A 17,271-nucleotide genomic window follows, 5' to 3' on the forward strand; every position below is an offset into this window, starting at 1 on the left:
TTGGTCAAGAACATTTTTTAGATTATTGGGAAATATTTTACTGTAACTTGCATAAACGAAATGACCACGCTACCATTAAGTGACTATTCCGAATTCTTGTGGTGATTAAATTTAGAAGAGGTGGAGAAATGAGAGAGCGACAAAATGTGATTATTCCAGTAAGAGTAGGCGAAGAACTTGATATAGAGACGCTTGAGCGATTTCTCCAAGAGAAAATTGAAAATCTACCAACAGGAAAACTTGAAGTTCAGCAGTTTGGTACGGGTCATTCCAATTTAACGTATGCCTTGCAAATCGGAAACTGGCAAGCTGTATTAAGAAGGCCACCGCTCGGACCTGTAGCACCTAAAGCGCATGATATGGAACGCGAATATAACATTCTATCTGCTTTACATCCAGTCTTTAAAACAGCACCAAAGCCTTTTGTTTTTTCAAATGATTTATCGATTGTTGGCAGTCCCTTTTTTGTGATGGAGAGGCGCCATGGTCATGTATTAGATAGTGATTTCCCAGAAAATAGTAGACCGACGAGAGAGTTGGGACAAAAAATTTCAGAGAAAATGGTCGATTTGCTGGTCGAGCTTCATTCGTTAGATTACAAGCAAACGGCTTTGGCTGGAATGGCAAAACCGGAAGGCTTTATGCAGCGTCAAGTTGACGGCTGGATTGGACGTTATGAGCGTGCACAAACAGACGATATTGAAGGTGTAGGAAGATTAACTGAATGGATGCTCACAAACATGCCAGTATCTCAAGAACCTACGATTATTCACTATGATTTTAAATTGAACAATGCTTTATTTTCGGAAGATTTCTCAGAAATAACGGGTCTGTTTGACTGGGAAATGACGACAGTCGGAGATCCATTAGCAGATCTTGGAGCGGCTATGAGTTATTGGATTCAAGAGGGAGATCCTGACTTATTAAAAAAAGGACTCGGTAGAGCACCCGTTACTGTGCTAGAAGGCTTTTACAGTCGGCAGGAGTTTATAAAAAGCTATGGTGAAAAAAGTGGAAGAGACGTATCCGATATGAATTTTTATTTAACATTTGCTTATTTCAAATTGGCTGTGATTATTCAACAAATTTATTATCGTTACAAAAAAGGACAGACACAAGATCCGAGATTCGCACATTTCGATCAATATGTAGCGAGTCTAATGAAGCATGCGCTGTCGACTGCTTTGGAAAAATAATTTTCTTTAGTTCTATGTTAGTTGTGCGCATGCCAACAGATGGATTTTCTTCGGCTGTGCTAGAAGAAGGGCTGATCAACAGGTAGAGCACCCAAAAGTTAAAGTCGAACTCTAACTTTTGGGTGCACTACCTCATCAAGCCTTTTTTGTTTGTCAAAAAGCCATCAAGGGAAAAGAAAGAGGATAGATACCCACAAGAAAGGAGCATGACGATGAAGGCATTGTCTTTTTGGCTAAAAGAAAAACTGTGGATTACTCCTGCATTTTACATTGTAATTTCAATTTTTCTATCCATCTTTTTTTACTATGTTGACTTATTGTATATCGACGAACTAAAGCCATATGTCCCAGCAATTCTTTTAACGAATGTTGACTTAGCTAAGACGATTATGGGAAGTTTATCAGGCGCTCTCCTAACGATGACGACTTTTACTTTTTCAACAATTCTCGTCGTACTAACGATGTACTCATCTCAATTTTCGCCAAGAACATTAAAGAACTTTGTTCACGATAAAATTGTTTGGCGAGTTTTAGGGATTTTTCTGAGCGGCTTTATTTACAATACTTTATCATTATTATTTATGAGAGAAGATCTCTACGAAACTGATGTCATTTCAACTTTTATCGGTATTATTATCGCTTTTTTCTGTCTTTCTACATTTGCCTATTTCATCCATTATATTGCAACAAATGTACAAGTAGGACAACTAATCAATCAATTAATTAAGGATACAGAAGATGCCATTTCCAAATTTGAAAAGTTACAAGAAAATGAAAAAGGTGAAGAAATAACGTGGAGCCCAATTGGTATCAAAGACACGTATCAAGCTGAAAAAGAAGGCTACATTCAGTATCTGTCTTTCGAAAAGCTGGGAAATTATGCACAAGAGCAAAAACTAAAAGTTGAAATTCTTGTGAATCCAGGCGATTACGTCTATGAGGGCAAGCCGATTTTTCATGTTTATGGAGTGAATCACGCTAAACAGTCTATTAATAACTTCTATTCACTCGGTACTTCTAGAACGACAGAACAGGACCTTGATTTTGCCATTCAAAAATTAGTGGAAGTGGCGCTTCGTGCCATATCGCCGGGCATCAATGATCCAAATACAGCGAACGATATTATTATTCGGCTCGGACGTTTACTTGGCCAATTAGGTCGATTAAAAACAGGACCTTTCTTACTAGCTGAAGAGCATGTTTTATACCGCTTTCCTGCATATAAAAAAGCGTTGTATAAAACTTTCTATCAATTATCGCATTACGGCAAGGAAGACATTTCAGTTTTAATTTCTATTCTTGAGTCTTTGAAAGTGGCTGCTGAAATGGGAGCTAAACGGCATTATGTGGAGTTGTGGGAAATTCATGCTTACGTTTTAGAAGATGTGGATATCGGGGCATTGAAAACCTTTGATCAAGAAGTTCTTCAAGAAAAAGTGGACGAGTTAGCCATAGCCACGGATCAGCATTCGTATCATCTGGTTTTGACGAAAAAAAACTGAGGACAGTGTTAGAAATCTATCAAGCAGTAAAGGAGAGGGGTTATGAAAAACAATGAGCTGTTCGAAGGCATTACTTTTTTAAAGGATTTGTCTTTAGTAGAGTTTTTCATGTTCTTCGTGTATGTGGCTTTAATCCTTATCGGGAAATTTTTGATATTATTCCTGCTGAGAAAGGTTATAGCTTCAACAGATTTCAAAAGACGGGTTTATCCGGTAATTGAAGATGTCTTAAATTGGTTGCTTCTTTACGGCGGCATCCTGTTCTTTCTTTTTTACTTCTCGAAAGAACAATGGCTGACTTCAGCTTTTTATGAAACTGAAGGCGTTGAGATCTCCGTATTACTAATCATTGTAGCTGTCCTCATTGTGACATTTGCCAGTCGCGTCACTAAAGCTTTAAATCGCTACGTCATGCCATTTGTCTACGAACAATTTAATATAGATATGGGAATGGGCTACACAATCAACCGACTGCTTTATTATGTCGTGATGTTTTTAGCATTGGCAATCAGTTTTACTACTGTCGGGCTTGACTTAACAGCGCTCGGATTTGTATTTAGTGTTCTTGGAATTGGTATAGGTTTTGGCGTTCGTAACATCGCCGCTAATTTTGTCTCAGGCATCATCATTTTGTTTGAGCGTCCGATGGAAGTTGGAGAAATGGTGGAAATCGACGGGAAAATCGGACGTATTACTAAAATTAAATTGAGGTCAACTGTTATAGAAACCTTGAAAGAAGGAACTCTCGTCGTTCCGAATCAATATTTTATCGAGCAAATTGTTAAAAATCGTTCGAGCGCACAATTGTATGCCAGGGTAGTAGTAAGTGTGGAGTATGGCAGTGATACGAAAAAAATCGAACAACTTCTCAAAGATGCAGCTCTAAAGACAATCAACTTGATGAAAGGAATACCAGAAAAAGAACCAGATGTCCGATTTATTAACTTTCGGAATTCCGCATTGGATTTTCAAGTAGAAGTACAAGTTGCCGATGTTGAAATGAAAGAAAGGCTTGAAAGTCGAATTCGTCATGCCATTGCAGAAGATTTTGTTCACAACAATGTAAAAATGGCGCAAGCACTAGACGAATAATCAAAAAAGTCCGCGGCTCTTTAAAGCCGTGGACTTTTTTGGTTACAGAAAGCATTATATAAGCCTATATGGTCTTGCCACTTGGAGTTCCTTTCATCGGTGTGGAATGCAGAATGCCGTACAAGCACAGTGAAATGAATATTCTTTTGTTCGTTTCAGTCGTCCTGACGACTAATAGGAGACGAAAAATCTGGTTCAATGTGAACAAGAATGACGCAATGAGGTTTTACTTTCTGAATTTTCCTTTCGATTTCTTCAGTGATCCAGTGACTTTCTATTACATTAAGTTTGGGTGCAACACTGACAGTCAAATCGATAAACATGACATTGCCATGATTGCGTCCTTTAAAATCACGCAATGAAATAACTCCGGGAACTCTTCTAACTAAAACAGATAAAGTTTCCACTTCATCTTCATCAAACCCATCGGTTAACGTCATGACAGATTCCTTGAAAATATCCAGAGCCGTTTTGATAATGATCAATCCGATAATAAATGCGGTAAGAACATCGAGAATTGGTGCGCCAAAAACAGCACCCATAATGCCGATACCTGCGCCAATACTGACGAGAGCATCTGACCGATTATCGTAAGCTGCAGCACGGACAGCTGAACTTTTGATTTCTTGACTAAGCTTCAAGTTATAGCGATACACAACGTACATAACAATTGCAGAAAACAAAGCAATCCAAGCCGTAAACAGAGAAGGGGTTTCGGCAACAGGTTCAAAAATAGAGCGAATAGCGTTAGCCAAAACTTGTAATCCTACAGCCGCCATAATGAAAGATGCCAAAAGAGAGGCAATGGTTTCAGCGCGCAGATGACCATAATGATGATTTTCATCGGGCGGTTTCTGAGAAATTCGTAGTCCCACCAAAACGGCAATAGATGCGAGAATGTCAGTTAAATTGTTAAGACCATCGGCTTTTAATGCTTCAGAAGAACCTGAAAAGCCGAAGAAAAGCTTGATAGCACTAAGAAATACATAAGCACCAATACTGATCCAAGCCCCTTTTTCCCCTTTGCGTAAGTTTGTATACATGTCCATAATGTTTCCCGCCTCCAAGTTGCTGAAACAAAGTGAAACGACCCTCAGAGGAGGGCCGTTTCATTATCTTTATTTATGAGTAGTAAAATAGATGTTTGAGTTATTGCTCGCAGTAACGTGCAAAGAATAGACAGTCCAAAATAGTGAATAGCGACTTTGATTCACAGATGACCTTTTAATAGTATCAAGGTCTTTTGAAGCGTTGTCAATACTAAGAATTTCTAGAAATGCTTGAGACAGTAAAGTTACATGAATTTAATATTAAGACATATAAGTAAACGGTTATCCTCAAAAGGACTAATTTATTTAAAGGAGAGGGCTATGATAAAGAAAAAAACAACTATGCAGAAATCTTAAAAACATTGACGAAGTTGGGACTGACGTCTTTTGGTGGAGCGGCAGCCCATATTGGTTATTTCAGAGATGAATACGTCAATAAAAGAAAATGGCTCGACGATAAAGCGTATGCAGGCTTAGTAGCACGTTGTCAATTTCTCCCGGGACCGGCTAGTTCGCAGGTGGGGATTTCCATTGGCATGTCGCGTGGAAGAATGTTTGGTGGATTTTTGTTGTGGTTTGGAAATTGATGAACGGTGTATCGGGAGTGATTATTGCTATCATTGCTATGTTTTTGCCATCTTTCCTATTGGTGATTGCAACATTGCTTTTTTGGCGCATCATTCGGACAAAGTCAGGAGTACAAGCAGTATCAAGAAGAATCAATGCAAGCGTGGTCGGAATTTTACTAGCCGCTTTATATGACCCTGTTTTCACTTCAGGGATTCGTGGTCCTGTTGATTTTGCAATTGCAGTAACTGCCTTTACAATGTTAGTCTATTTTAAACTGACTCCTTGGATTGTCGTACTAGTAACAACAATTCTAGGTGCAATTGCTTATGCAATATAAAGTTTAGAGGAGGACGAAATAATGACGAGCAAAGAGTTGGATCGCGAAGATTTGTTAGCGGATTTTAAACAGGAATTTTTTGTTGAAAAAGGGATGGTTTATATGGACGGCAATTCTCTTGGGTTGATGTCTAAACGGTCTGAAGCAAAATTACAGACGCTGATGGATAGCTGGAAAACATTTGGAATTGATGGGTGGACAGAAGGTAACCACCCGTGGTTTACCTTAGCTGAAGAAATGAGTAAACGCATTGCCCCATTAGTCGGCGCACAAGGCAATGAAGTGATGGTAACAGGATCGATTACGTCGAATATTCATCAAATGCTGTCAACGTTGTTTCAACCGACTGCTGAACGTTTTGCAATTGTTGTCGATGACTTGAACTTTCCTTCAGATATTTATGCTGTAGAAAGCCATCTTCGTTTGCGAGGATTGGATCCGGCAAAAGCTATGAGAAAAGTTGGAAGTAAAGATGGCTACACACTTGAGCTAACCGACATTATTGAACAATTAACTGACGATGTTGCTATTGTGCTGTTACCTTCTGTGCTTTACCGCAGTGGTCAGCTATTGCCAATGCGCGACATTGCAAAAGCGGCACATGAAAAAGGTATTTTGGTCGGCTTTGACTTAGCGCATTCGATCGGTGCCATGCCGCATCACTTGCATGACGATGGAGTGGATTTTGCTATTTGGTGTCATTACAAATACATGAATTCAGGACCAGGTGGAACAGGGGGGCTGTACATACACGAACGCCACCATCAATTGCTGCCTGGGAATGCTGGATGGTTTGGTTCTGATAAAGCTCGTCAATTCGATATGGACCATGAATTTACGAAAGCGCAAGGAGCGGGTGCTTACCAAATTGGGACACCGCATATTTTCAGTATGGCACCGTTGCTTGGCAGTCTCGAGTTATTTGAAGAAGCGGGAATTGGAGCGATTCGCCAAAAATCACTGCAGCTGACTCGTTTGTTGAGACAGCTTGTAGGCCAACAAGTTCCTGAACTGACTGACGTTACACCCGTACAAGACGAAGCTAGAGGCGGTCACATCGCTTTTGCTCATCCTGAGGCAGCGAGAATTTGCAAAGCACTGAAAAAAGCAAAAATCGTTCCTGATTTCCGTGCACCCAATATCATTCGATTAGCGCCTGTTGCTTTTTACACATCTTTTAGCGATGTAGAGCAAGTGGCCGATAAGCTTCAGCACATTATGGACAATGAAACATATAAAAAATTTAGCAATGAACGAAATGTGGTGGCTTGAATGGACCCACAAAAAATCATTGATATTTCAATGGAATTGAACGACACAACACCGGAGTGGCCTGGAGACGTACCGTTTAGTTATGAACTATCTGTCACGATAAAGCAAAGTGGTTCAGTTAATATCGGGAAGGTGCAAACGAGTACGCATATTGGCACTCATATTGATGCTCCTTTTCATTACAATAACGAGGGGCTCAAAACACATGAACTGCCCTTAGATGTCTACTTGTCACAAGCTCAAGTGATGGATGTTAGTGGCTTGGAAAAAATCAAGGTGTCAGATTTGAAACCACTTGAAGAACAGGTCACGGCGGTGTTGCTAAAAACCGCGTCTTGGAAAGACCGTAGTAAATTTCCAGTGGAATGGCCTATTTTTGATGAAGGAATCGCACGATGGATGGCTGATCATGGTGTAAGCTTACTTGGCGTTGACGTGCCGTCCGTGGATCCAGAAACTAGCAAAGAATTGCCAATGCACCAGGCTATGAATCGTCATCATCGTTTTATTTTGGAAGGCATCGTTTTGGATCATGTAGCAGAAGGGATTTACCGATTAGCAGCATTGCCACTGAAGATTAAAGGCGGAGAAGGCAGCCCAGTCCGAGCAATTCTCTATACGTAAAAAGCAGTGTAGGCAAGTATAAAAGAATGAAAGCAAATAAAACCTTCACCGGTTTACTGGTGAAGGTTTTATGCGTAATCTGCACGGAAATAAGGTTCCATGTTTTTTATATTCGTCGCAATTTCATCACAAATCTCTTGGTAAAGCACCCATTGTTCTGTAGTGTCGCTAGTTCTTAACTCAGGGTTACGTATGTCCCAGCGCAGCAGTTTCTGAGTCGGCAAATCTGTTGGAATGTCACCATGTTCAAATTCTCCATCGTGTAAAGCGATGATTAAATCTGCTTCTCTTATTTCTTCTGGATTATAAGCACGTGCTTCAACTGCTGGTAAATCCAATATAACTTCCTTCATTATTTCTAAAGGCATGTCATTAAAAGAAGGCTGAGCTTCTTTTGACCATGCAGCACTGCGAATTTCCCAATCAGGAAGCATCAGTCGATTTGCCCAAATTTCAGCCATCAAGCCACGATGCTGATGAGGAGATAAAAAATAAACTGTTTGTCTTGACATAGGTCTTCCCTTCTTCCTTTTGTAAAACGCGTTTTGCTATTAGTAATGTTTACCCGGTAGAGAAGAAATTAAACTGTTAAATTTGTGATGGTATTGTGACTTTTTGATAAGGTATTAAAAATCCGGTCTGGTGAACAAGCAATAACTTGTCCAACTAGACCGGATTTTTTGAGTGCTTTAGTAATCCATTCAGTAGTGCAAGAGGAAATGGTTATTTAACAACCAAGATAGAACAGGAAGAATCTTTGATTAACTTGTTGCTGACAGATCCAACGAAGAATTTTTGCAAACCTGCTTTCCCGCTGTTGCCAATAATGAGCAAATCAATGTTTTGCTCATCAACAAAAGCAGAAATCGTTTTGGCCGCATTTCCTTCAAGGGCGAGCACCGATGCTTTTGTGTTGTGTTCATCTAATTGACGTTGGATAGATTGTTGAAGGTGCTTGGAATACTCAACTACTGTCTCATCATAATCCTTTAGACTAGAGACGCGTTCATCGCCAATTCCAGGTGGCATGAATTGTGCATAATTGCTGTCGACGTTTGCCGAAATTACTGGAGCCGAGGCATTGCCGGCATCCATATAACCAATGCTTTCCCGGTAGTCTTCGTTCACATAGATAACAGAAAGTTTAGCACCTGGTAATACGTTTACAAATTCCATTGCCTTTTCAAATGCAATTCGACTTCCATCAGAACCATCATAAGCCACAGCAATATTTTTATACATTATCATCACCTCATTCTAATTTCTCTTAGTGTTAAATTACCCTACGTTATCAGAATGAAACATCCGTTATATTTTGGAAAAAATAAATTTTCGAAAAATCTTGACAATTCAAAATAAACTTTGCTATTCTAGAATTAACAAATAAAAGGGAATGGAGGTCATGATGATGAAAAAATTGGAAATTAACAAGCACATTAATTTAATATTGTTATCAGACCTTCCTTCGATTTTTCTCTGACTTTATTTCGGAAATAGAATGATTCAGGACATGTCTGACTAAATGTCCTGTTTTAATGAGCGTGTGCCCATAAACGAGGCACGCGTTTTTTTGTGTGTTTTAATGCAAATTGAATGAAATGAAATCTAATGGGAGTTGTTGGATATGAAGTTGTTTCAAACGGTAGAAATGATCAATAAAGAATGACTTGAAGCTGATTATTGGAGTGGAAAAGAAAAGAGGCGTAGCTAATGTTTGACGTATTATGGAAATTAAAATGGTTTTTTAAAGAAAATTGGCTGAGGTACACGACAGCTGTTGCTTTGTTATTCGTTGCCAATATTTTAGAAATTATTCCACCCTGGTTAATTGGGAAAGCGATTGATTCAATTGCTCAAGCGCAGCTGACTTCGACGCTGATGTGGCAGTACATGGCAGTATTAGCAGTAGCGATGGTATTAGCTTATTTGATCAATTTTGTTTGGCAATATCAATTATTTGGTGGGGCTTATGTTATTGAACGGCAGCTCCGTTCTAGCTTGATGGGGCATTTCTTGAAAATGACCCCCACTTTTTACGAGAAAAATCGGACAGGCGATTTAATGGCACGTGCTACAAATGATTTAAAGGCCATTTCCGAGACAGCAGGATTCGGCATTTTAACGTTGGTGGATTCAACTTTGTATATGGCAACTATTATTGTCGCGATGGGAATGTTGGTTTCTTGGGAATTGACTTTTCTAGCGATGATTCCCTTGCCGATTCTAGCGGTAGTAGTACAAATACTGGGGAAGAAAATTCATGTTCGTTATATGGAAGCGCAGGAAGCTTTTGGTGACATGAATGACCGCGTATTGGAATCGGTTGGAGGAGTTCGTGTCATCCGAGCTTATGTTCAAGAACGCGCTTCAGAACAACAATTCGCTGCTATGACCGAAGACGTGTACGAAAAGAATATGGCTGTAGAACGAATTGATGCTTTGTTTGCGCCAGTAACCAAAGTGCTGACTGCCATTAGCTATATGATTGGACTTGGCTATGGGGCATTTTTAGTTGCTGAAGGCACGATGACGCTAGGGGATTTAGTGGCTTTTAATGTTTACCTTGGCATGATTGTTTGGCCGATGTTTGCGATTGGAGAATTGATTAACATCTTGCAACGAGGCAATGCTTCGTTGGACCGCGTCAACGGAACGCTGGATTATCCGGAAGACGTTACCGATCCACAGGAGCCATCTACTACCGGTAAACCAAAGGAAATTGGTTTTAAAGACTTTAGTTTTACTTATCCACAATCAAATTCAATCAATCTTCAAGGCATCAACCTTTCCATGAACAGTGGCCAGACGCTGGGCATTGTCGGCAAGACGGGTAGTGGGAAATCGACTTTCGTTAAGCAATTGCTGAGAGAATACCCCACTGGTCAAGGAGCCATCTTTATGAATGGAATTGAATTGAAGAAATTAACGAAAGATCAGCTGCGTAGCTGGATTGGCTACGTGCCACAAGATCATGTGTTGTTTTCGCGGACAATTCGAGAAAATATTCTTTTTGGAAAATCAAATGCTAGTGAAGAAGAGATGGCTGAAGCGCTTCGTTTAGCTTATTTTGAAAAAGATTTAGCGTTGTTGCCAAATGGGTTAAACACACTAGTTGGTGAAAAAGGAGTGGCGTTATCAGGTGGCCAAAAGCAGCGGATTTCTATTGCGCGCGCATTGATTAAAAATCCGGAGATTCTAATTTTGGATGATTCGTTGTCAGCGGTAGACGCGAAAACAGAAGCGCGCATTATCGAAAACATCCAAGCCAATCGTACTGGCAAAACGACCATCATCACAACACACCGACTTTCTGCAGTAAAGCACGCTGATTGGATTGTCGTATTAGATGACGGGAAAATTATTGAAGAAGGAACTCATAAGGAATTGCTGGAAACAAACGGATGGTACAACGAGCAATTCCTCCGTCAGCAAATCGAGGAGGTGTAAATATGGGGACAGGTAAACGATTAGTACAATATGCATTGCACTTTAAACGTGTTTTAGTTTGGGGATTAGGAATGCTTGCGATCGCGGTTGCTGCTGACTTGGCAGCACCGCTTATTGCCAAAGAAATTATCGATAAACACATCGCTACCTCTGGTGAAGTAATAAACTTTGAACCGATTGCTTATTTACTGGCTTTGTTTTTTGGACTTGCTATTATCAGCGCGATTTTTCGTTATTGGCAGTCTATACTTCTCCAAAAAGGAGCCAATCGGATTATCCGTAAAATGCGAAACGATGTCTACGGCCATACACAAACGCTACCAATTCGTTATTTTGACAATTTACCAGCTGGGAAAGTAGTATCGCGCATAACAAACGATACAGAAGCAATACGGGATTTGTTTGTGACTGTATTGTCTCAATTTGCAACGAGTTTTATGTATATGGCTGGTATCTTTATCGCGTTGTTTTATCTCGACTGGAAAATGGCTGCAATGACACTTGTTTTAATCCCGTTGTTGTATATATGGATGTTGGTATACCGTAAATATGCGGCCCGCTACAATCATGTCGTGCGAGAAAAGGTCAGTGAAATGAACGCTATGATCAACGAGTCAATTCAAGGAATGACCATTATTCAAGCATTTCGTCGAGAACACAAAATGAAAGACGAATTTGAAGAACTGAACGATGAACATTACAAGTATCAGAAGAAATTATTAGTACTCGAAGGTGCCGCTTCTTATAATTTGGTTGGGGTACTGAGATCCATGACCTTTATTTTATTTGTCTGGTATTTCGGCGGAGCTTCTATGTCGGGGAGTGAAGTAGTGACAGTTGGTATGCTGTATGCTTTTATCGACTACATTATCCGGCTATTCAATCCTATCAGTGGCATTGTCAATCAGTTTGGACGCCTAGAACAAGCGTTAGTCGCGGCTCAACGAGTATTCCGTTTACTAGATCAAAGTGGTGAAGCAGTTGTCGATAAAAAAATAACTCGATATCAGGGAAATGTCAGTTTCGAGAAAGTTTGGTTTGCTTATAATGAACAAGACTATGTGCTACAGGATATTTCTTTTAAAGCAAAACAAGGCGAAACCGTAGCGTTAGTCGGTCACACAGGTTCAGGTAAAAGCTCCATCATGAATTTATTGTTTCGCTTTTACGATACTTCTAAAGGTGCGATTACCATTGATGGCATGAATATCAATGATATGCCAAGACAATCGGTTAGAGAGCATATGGGAATCGTTCTACAAGACCCTTATCTGTTCAGTGGAACAATCGAGTCAAATGTGACTCTAGGAGATGAGCGGATTACTAGAGAAATGGTGACGGATGCGTTAGCAGCAGTCGGAGGAGAGCGCGTGTTGGCTCATTTGCCGAAAGGAATTGATGAGCCAGTTGTAGAAAAAGGCAGTACGCTTTCTTCTGGACAACGACAATTGGTTTCTTTTGCTAGAGCATTAGCATTTGATCCGGCAATCTTGATTTTGGATGAAGCAACGTCTAACATCGATACAGAGACAGAAGAAATTATCCAGCATGCTATGGATGTATTAAAAAAAGGCAGAACGACGTTCATTATCGCTCATCGCTTGTCGACAATTAAAAATGCAGATCGAATACTAGTACTGGAAAAAGGTCAAATTGCGGAAACGGGTAGTCATGAAGAATTGATGAAGCTCGGCGGCATCTATTTCCAAATGTATAAAATTCAATCAGGAATGTCCAAAACCCAGACCGTTGGGTAAGGGGACATTCCCTTTTTTATGCGTTCACAGAGCTATCGCTGTTAAAATAAGTCAAGCTTCCTTATACTTAAAAGAGCGAACGAAAAAAGCACTGGAACTTTCCAGCGCTTTAATCGTATACATGATAGAGCATGAGCTCGTGGATCATCGTTTTGATAGCTTCTTCATCTTGCGGTGGATTTGAACGCCAAACGATGCTGCCATCGGGATGATACTCCCCGTTTATGCGTTCGTTCTTATAAAAGAAGGAAATGTTCCAACCTGGTAATTGATGATTTTCGAACATTGGTTTAAATTTAAAATGCTGAAGCATATGGAACCTCCTTTGCTTTCTTCTCCCTATTATAGAGGATTGCGAAGAATACACAAAGAAGAAAAAGAAATGAGTGACAACAGTGAATATTATCGTAACATTAGTTTTTATGGCGATTGTGGGTGCGTTAATTGGTGGCGTCACCAACCATTTAGCAATTAAAATGCTTTTTTGGCCGTATGAGGCAAAGTATATTGGGAAATGGCGAGTTCCACTGACACCGGGACTCATTCCGAAACGACGCGATGAACTATCTCGTCAACTGGGTCGAACAGTTGTTGAGCATCTGTTAACTCCTGAGACATTCAAAAAGAGGTTTTTTAACGAGGAAATGCACATTAAAACAGAAAAATGGATCAATCGGCAGTTGCAGAAGCACTTATTTAATTCTCCAAAATCCTTCAATGACTGGCTGCAAGAAGCTGGACAAACAGAAATGGATATAAAAATAGAAGCAAAATTAGATGAGTTGGTTGATCTGCAAAAAGAGTCCTTGCAACAGTATATTGCTGGGAAAACGATTCGTGAACTCATGCCTGAAAACTGGAAAGCAGAGACAGAAGCCAAGCTCTATGAAGGTGTCGAATATGCCATCAGTCAAGGAACAACTTATTTTGAATCGCCGCAAGGAAGACAAACGATTAAATCTTTGTTGGATGAATTTTTAGAATCGCGAGGTCGCTTTGGTCATATGCTGCATTCTTTGCTTGGTGAGTCAAAACCGTTAGTAGATCGGATTCAACCGGAAATCATCAAATTTCTCAACTCCCCAAGAACCTTCGAATTGGTAGGAACATTGGCATTTAGTGAATGGGAAAAAGTACAGGACCGGAGAGTCGATGAGTTACTTAAAGAATTTGATTTTGATACAGCATTAACCGCAGTGAAACAGTATGTGCGTGAAAAAGCCGCGATTTCAACGCGTTTAAACACAACACTTGCAGAGACTTGGCCTGGAGGGTTAAAATGGACGAGTGTCAATTTTACGCCACTTGTGACAGACTTTGTCTTCGAACAAGGAGAGCATAAACTGGAAGAAACCATATTGAAAATTGATATGGAAGGTATGGTGAAAGAGCAAGTCGATTCTCTGCCGCTCAGTCGCCTAGAAGAATTGGTGCTTGGAATATCCCGGAGAGAATTTAAAATGATTACCGTATTGGGCGCTTTTTTAGGAGGATTCATCGGAATCTTCCAAGGGATTTTCGTCATGATACTAAACTAACAAAGAGGAGATGGATGAACATGACAGTAAACATTTATGACGACATCAACAAATTAGAAAGCACGTTCCGTTCAACAGACGAGTTTAAGAAATTAGAAGAGGCAGTTGCACAAGTAACTTCTGATAAAGAAGCAAATGAGTTATTTAAGACGTTCCGTGATTTGCAGATTTCTCTTCAGCAAAAACAAACAGAAGGTGAAGAAATTACAGAAGAAGAAATGATGAACGCGCAAAGCACTGCACAAGCAGCTCAGCAAAACGAAAAAATTCTTGCAATGCTTGAAGCTGAAATGGGATTAAGCCAAATGATCGAAGAAGTAAACCGTGTCTTGATCAAACCGGTTCAGTCTTTATACGAAAGCATGTAATTTTCAAAAAAATAAAGGAATAATAGAAAGAGACACCGAATACATAGAAGTGAATGACAATTCATTTCTATGAAGGGGTGTCTCTTTTTATGTACGAAACGATTGAATTGACAAAACAAGGACGAATTGGCCAATTGGTTTTGAATCGTCCGAAATCAATGAATGCCATGAATGGAACGATGATGAAAGAACTAGCGGATTGCTTTGAATCTTTGTTGCAAGACAGCACAATACAGGTCCTAATTATCCGTGGCGAAGGTAGAGCATTTTCAGCGGGCGGCGATATCAAAGAAATGATGGACCCGGAACATCCAATGGATATCGATTTGGTTATGAAGGACGTCAGCCGCTTGGCAAAAGCACTTTACACGCTGCCACAAATTACAATTGCTGCTATACATGGAGCAGCAGCTGGTCTTGCTTTTAGTATGGCACTGGCCTGTGACTATGTGGTCGCAGAAGAAAATAGTAAATTGGCTATGAATTTTATCGGCATCGGGTTAGTACCAGATGGTGGCGGTCATTTCTTTATGAAAGAACGAGTAGGTGTACCAAAAGCCAAGCAGATTATTTGGTCAGGACAAGTGTTAAAAGCACACGATGCACTAGCAAAAGGATTAATCGAAGAAGTGACTGCCGAAGGAAGAGGTCTTGAAAAAGCAGAAGCCTATGCAACTGAAGCAATCTCATCACCAATCGGTGCTAAATTGGCATCTAAGCACATTCTTCATCAATGGAAAGTAAAAGAGTTAGTCAGTACGCTGGACATGGAAGCGGCAGCACAATCGGCAATGCGGAAATCAGCAGATCATTTAGAAGGCATCCAAGCATTTGTTGAAAAGCGAAAACCTGAGTTTAAAGGTCTATAAAAAGCATGGCGGAATCTCCGCCATGCTTTTTACGTTCTTATGAATGGAAAAGAATAAGTTTCCCAGCGGGTGACGCTAAGCGATGTGTTTGGTTAATCAATTCTTTTTCTTCTAACATAGCTTGACCTTTGCCACGTGCTTCTTCGTCCGTCTCAGCGGTAAATGTTTCGTCTAGTAGTTGTTTGCCAGTTTGTTCAAAAGCTGTCAGTTTGTAAGTTCTCAAGCAGAATCAATCCTTTCTGAATGGATGTTCATTTTAAGTATAAAGGCTTTCCATTAAAAAGTCCTGTCATTTTTAAAACATCTTATTAAGTGCTTTGAAACATTGATCGATTAGACTGTTTACAGAAACTTTTCTGCAAAGAGTTTTTTTAATGGTTTTGTCATGGTAAAATAAGAACAAATATTCGGTAATTAAAAGGGGTTTATTTATGGAGTCGATTCGCTTTATCCACACGGCAGATTTGCATTTAGGAAGCCCTTTTAGCGGCATGAGGGATTTGCAAAAAGAGCAATGGCAAAAATTAAAAGACAGTACGTTAGAAGCGTTCGATCGACTTATCAACTATGCACTAAAAACAAAACCAGATTTCGTGTTAATTGTGGGAGACATTTATGACGGGGAAGATCGCAACATTCGTGCGCAAGCGCGTTTTCAAAAAGGCATGCAACAACTTGCTAATCAAAAAATACCAGTTATTATGTGCTACGGCAATCATGATCATTTAAGTGGCAATTGGACGCGCTTTGAACTTCCGGAAAATGTTCATGCTTTTGATGACACAGTTTCTCAATTCAAACTAGCCACCGCCTCAGGGCCTGTAACGTTTACTGGATTTAGCTATGGCAAACGTCACATTAGTGAGTCCATGGTCAAGCAATACCCGGTAGCGCAAAACCAAGAGTATCATATTGGGCTACTACATGGCAGTCTCGAAGGAGATTCAACACATGCTGTTTATGCGCCTTTTAAAAAAGAGCAACTACTTAGTAAACAATACGATTATTGGGCATTAGGGCACATCCACAAGCGTCAAGAACTTGCTAACGAGCCCGCTATCGTGTATCCCGGTAATATTCAAGGACGTCACCGGAAGGAAACCGGTGTAAAAGGCTTTTATGAAGTGACTTTGTCAAAGACAACAACACAATTAGCATTTATTCCAACGTCAGTTGTTCAATTCGACAGAGTGGCTGTTTCAGCTAAAGGCATTATTCACATGAATGAATTGATCGAGGCTTGCCAAGACAAAATAAGTCTTTTTACTCAAGGAGCAGGAGCCTCCATTATTGAATTGGTCTTTACAGAATTGGATCAAGAAAGCTTTCAACTGCTGGCTGAAATTCCCGAAAGTGAATTATTAGAAATGCTTCGTGAGTCGATTGCTGAAATGGAATGGTTTGTTTGGATCCAATCGATTCAACTTCAGCAAGTGGAACAAGATAGTGAACTTTCTCCAATAGGAGCAACGTTGATTGAGACGATAGAGAGCTGGGAAATAGACAACTGGAAAGCTATTTTGAAGGATTTGTACAGACATCCAAAAAGCAGCCGGTTTTTAGAAGCTGTAGACGATCAAACCGTCGGAGAACTTCAATTAGCTACCGCCCAAAAAATTCGGCGTAGGATGCAGGCGGGAGAGTGACAAC

17 protein-coding genes and 1 pseudogene are annotated in these 17,271 nt (G+C 40.1%); 13 read left to right on the plus strand and 5 right to left on the minus strand.

The window, feature by feature from the left end:
* Nucleotides 1-128 precede the first annotated feature (128 nt).
* The 3 genes from QMF37_RS11955 to QMF37_RS11965 all read left to right on the plus strand — a co-directional run bounded on the left by QMF37_RS11955 (nucleotide 129) and on the right by QMF37_RS11965 (nucleotide 3,790).
* Entirely contained in the window at nucleotides 129-1,196 is a 1,068-nt protein-coding gene (locus tag QMF37_RS11955) for a phosphotransferase family protein (protein WP_058385968.1), read from the plus strand.
* Nucleotides 1,197-1,408: 212 nt separating this feature from the next.
* Nucleotides 1,409-2,698 carry a DUF2254 domain-containing protein gene (locus QMF37_RS11960; RefSeq protein WP_078080224.1) on the plus strand — a complete coding sequence of 430 codons (1,290 nt, stop codon included), beginning with the start codon at nucleotides 1,409-1,411 and terminating at the stop codon, nucleotides 2,696-2,698.
* A gap of 42 nt (nucleotides 2,699-2,740) precedes the next feature.
* On the plus strand, nucleotides 2,741-3,790 hold the full coding sequence (locus QMF37_RS11965) for a mechanosensitive ion channel family protein (protein ID WP_078080225.1): 1,050 nt from the start codon (nucleotides 2,741-2,743) through the stop codon (nucleotides 3,788-3,790).
* Nucleotides 3,791-3,945: 155 nt separating this feature from the next.
* Here QMF37_RS11965 and QMF37_RS11970 read toward each other — a convergent pair whose 3' ends face one another.
* Nucleotides 3,946-4,839: a cation diffusion facilitator family transporter gene (locus QMF37_RS11970; protein ID WP_071153658.1), complete on the minus strand. Its 894-nt coding sequence runs from the start codon at nucleotides 4,837-4,839 to the stop codon at nucleotides 3,946-3,948.
* A gap of 350 nt (nucleotides 4,840-5,189) precedes the next feature.
* On the opposite strand from QMF37_RS11970, the pseudogene QMF37_RS18280 reads away from it, so the two are divergent.
* The 4 genes and pseudogenes from QMF37_RS18280 to QMF37_RS11985 all read left to right on the plus strand — a co-directional run.
* Nucleotides 5,190-5,420 (plus strand): annotated as a pseudogene (locus QMF37_RS18280) (chromate transporter); the annotation flags it as partial.
* Between the two features lie 44 nt (nucleotides 5,421-5,464).
* Nucleotides 5,465-5,746: a chromate transporter gene (locus QMF37_RS18285; RefSeq protein WP_425439676.1), complete on the plus strand. Its 282-nt coding sequence runs from the start codon at nucleotides 5,465-5,467 to the stop codon at nucleotides 5,744-5,746.
* 21 nt (nucleotides 5,747-5,767) lie between these two features.
* Entirely contained in the window at nucleotides 5,768-7,018 is a 1,251-nt protein-coding gene (gene kynU / locus QMF37_RS11980) for a kynureninase (protein ID WP_071153659.1), read from the plus strand.
* Nucleotides 7,019-7,642: a cyclase family protein gene (locus QMF37_RS11985; protein WP_078080226.1), complete on the plus strand. Its 624-nt coding sequence runs from the start codon at nucleotides 7,019-7,021 to the stop codon at nucleotides 7,640-7,642. It begins immediately after the preceding gene.
* A gap of 68 nt (nucleotides 7,643-7,710) precedes the next feature.
* On the opposite strand, the gene QMF37_RS11990 is transcribed toward QMF37_RS11985, so the two are convergent.
* On the minus strand, nucleotides 7,711-8,154 hold the full coding sequence (locus QMF37_RS11990; RefSeq protein ID WP_078080227.1) for an arsenate-mycothiol transferase ArsC: 444 nt from the start codon (nucleotides 8,152-8,154) through the stop codon (nucleotides 7,711-7,713).
* Nucleotides 8,155-8,365: 211 nt separating this feature from the next.
* The gene (locus tag QMF37_RS11995) at nucleotides 8,366-8,884 is read right to left on the minus strand and encodes a universal stress protein (protein ID WP_283478389.1); all 519 of its coding nucleotides are present in this window, start codon (nucleotides 8,882-8,884) and stop codon (nucleotides 8,366-8,368) included.
* 468 nt (nucleotides 8,885-9,352) lie between these two features.
* Between QMF37_RS11995 and QMF37_RS12000 the strand changes: the two genes are divergently transcribed.
* Nucleotides 9,353-11,089 (plus strand): ABC transporter ATP-binding protein, encoded by a 1,737-nt coding sequence (locus QMF37_RS12000; RefSeq protein ID WP_283478390.1) that lies wholly within the window; start codon nucleotides 9,353-9,355, stop codon nucleotides 11,087-11,089.
* 2 nt (nucleotides 11,090-11,091) lie between these two features.
* On the plus strand, nucleotides 11,092-12,846 hold the full coding sequence (locus tag QMF37_RS12005; RefSeq protein WP_071153662.1) for an ABC transporter ATP-binding protein: 1,755 nt from the start codon (nucleotides 11,092-11,094) through the stop codon (nucleotides 12,844-12,846).
* A gap of 109 nt (nucleotides 12,847-12,955) precedes the next feature.
* On the opposite strand, the gene QMF37_RS12010 is transcribed toward QMF37_RS12005, so the two are convergent.
* Entirely contained in the window at nucleotides 12,956-13,159 is a 204-nt protein-coding gene (locus QMF37_RS12010; RefSeq protein ID WP_058385958.1) for a YheE family protein, read from the minus strand.
* Nucleotides 13,160-13,241: 82 nt separating this feature from the next.
* On the opposite strand from QMF37_RS12010, the gene QMF37_RS12015 reads away from it, so the two are divergent.
* From QMF37_RS12015 to QMF37_RS12025, 3 genes are all read left to right on the plus strand, one after another.
* The gene (locus tag QMF37_RS12015; protein ID WP_058385957.1) at nucleotides 13,242-14,384 is read left to right on the plus strand and encodes a DUF445 domain-containing protein; all 1,143 of its coding nucleotides are present in this window, start codon (nucleotides 13,242-13,244) and stop codon (nucleotides 14,382-14,384) included.
* Between the two features lie 20 nt (nucleotides 14,385-14,404).
* A complete protein-coding gene (locus tag QMF37_RS12020; protein WP_071153691.1) occupies nucleotides 14,405-14,752 on the plus strand; it encodes a YlbF family regulator in 348 nt (115 codons plus the stop codon).
* Nucleotides 14,753-14,841: 89 nt separating this feature from the next.
* On the plus strand, nucleotides 14,842-15,621 hold the full coding sequence (locus QMF37_RS12025) for an enoyl-CoA hydratase (protein ID WP_058385956.1): 780 nt from the start codon (nucleotides 14,842-14,844) through the stop codon (nucleotides 15,619-15,621).
* A 37-nt stretch (nucleotides 15,622-15,658) separates the two neighbouring features.
* Here QMF37_RS12025 and QMF37_RS12030 read toward each other — a convergent pair whose 3' ends face one another.
* Nucleotides 15,659-15,844: a YhzD family protein gene (locus tag QMF37_RS12030; RefSeq protein ID WP_058385955.1), complete on the minus strand. Its 186-nt coding sequence runs from the start codon at nucleotides 15,842-15,844 to the stop codon at nucleotides 15,659-15,661.
* 208 nt (nucleotides 15,845-16,052) lie between these two features.
* Here QMF37_RS12030 and QMF37_RS12035 point away from each other — a divergent pair, with 208 nt between their 5' ends.
* Entirely contained in the window at nucleotides 16,053-17,267 is a 1,215-nt protein-coding gene (locus QMF37_RS12035; RefSeq protein ID WP_283478391.1) for a metallophosphoesterase family protein, read from the plus strand.
* Nucleotides 17,268-17,271 lie beyond the last annotated feature (4 nt).

Origin of the sequence: Planococcus sp. S3-L1, from assembly GCF_030063085.1 — a bacterium.
GTDB classification, from domain to species: domain Bacteria; phylum Bacillota; class Bacilli; order Bacillales_A; family Planococcaceae; genus Planococcus; species Planococcus kocurii.

Coding starts and splice junctions, on each gene's coding strand:
- QMF37_RS11985 (WP_078080226.1), top strand. CDS start 7,019: ATGGACCCACAAAAAATCATTGATATTTCAATGGAATTGAACGACACA.
- QMF37_RS18285 (WP_425439676.1), top strand. CDS start 5,465: ATGTTTTTGCCATCTTTCCTATTGGTGATTGCAACATTGCTTTTTTGG.
- QMF37_RS11955 (WP_058385968.1), top strand. CDS start 129: ATGAGAGAGCGACAAAATGTGATTATTCCAGTAAGAGTAGGCGAAGAA.
- QMF37_RS11960 (WP_078080224.1), top strand. CDS start 1,409: ATGAAGGCATTGTCTTTTTGGCTAAAAGAAAAACTGTGGATTACTCCT.
- kynU (WP_071153659.1), top strand. CDS start 5,768: ATGACGAGCAAAGAGTTGGATCGCGAAGATTTGTTAGCGGATTTTAAA.
- QMF37_RS12020 (WP_071153691.1), top strand. CDS start 14,405: ATGACAGTAAACATTTATGACGACATCAACAAATTAGAAAGCACGTTC.
- QMF37_RS11970 (WP_071153658.1), bottom strand. CDS start 4,839: ATGGACATGTATACAAACTTACGCAAAGGGGAAAAAGGGGCTTGGATC.
- QMF37_RS12035 (WP_283478391.1), top strand. CDS start 16,053: ATGGAGTCGATTCGCTTTATCCACACGGCAGATTTGCATTTAGGAAGC.
- QMF37_RS12010 (WP_058385958.1), bottom strand. CDS start 13,159: ATGCTTCAGCATTTTAAATTTAAACCAATGTTCGAAAATCATCAATTA.
- QMF37_RS12025 (WP_058385956.1), top strand. CDS start 14,842: ATGTACGAAACGATTGAATTGACAAAACAAGGACGAATTGGCCAATTG.
- QMF37_RS11965 (WP_078080225.1), top strand. CDS start 2,741: ATGAAAAACAATGAGCTGTTCGAAGGCATTACTTTTTTAAAGGATTTG.
- QMF37_RS11995 (WP_283478389.1), bottom strand. CDS start 8,884: ATGTATAAAAATATTGCTGTGGCTTATGATGGTTCTGATGGAAGTCGA.
- QMF37_RS12000 (WP_283478390.1), top strand. CDS start 9,353: ATGTTTGACGTATTATGGAAATTAAAATGGTTTTTTAAAGAAAATTGG.
- QMF37_RS12005 (WP_071153662.1), top strand. CDS start 11,092: ATGGGGACAGGTAAACGATTAGTACAATATGCATTGCACTTTAAACGT.
- QMF37_RS11990 (WP_078080227.1), bottom strand. CDS start 8,154: ATGTCAAGACAAACAGTTTATTTTTTATCTCCTCATCAGCATCGTGGC.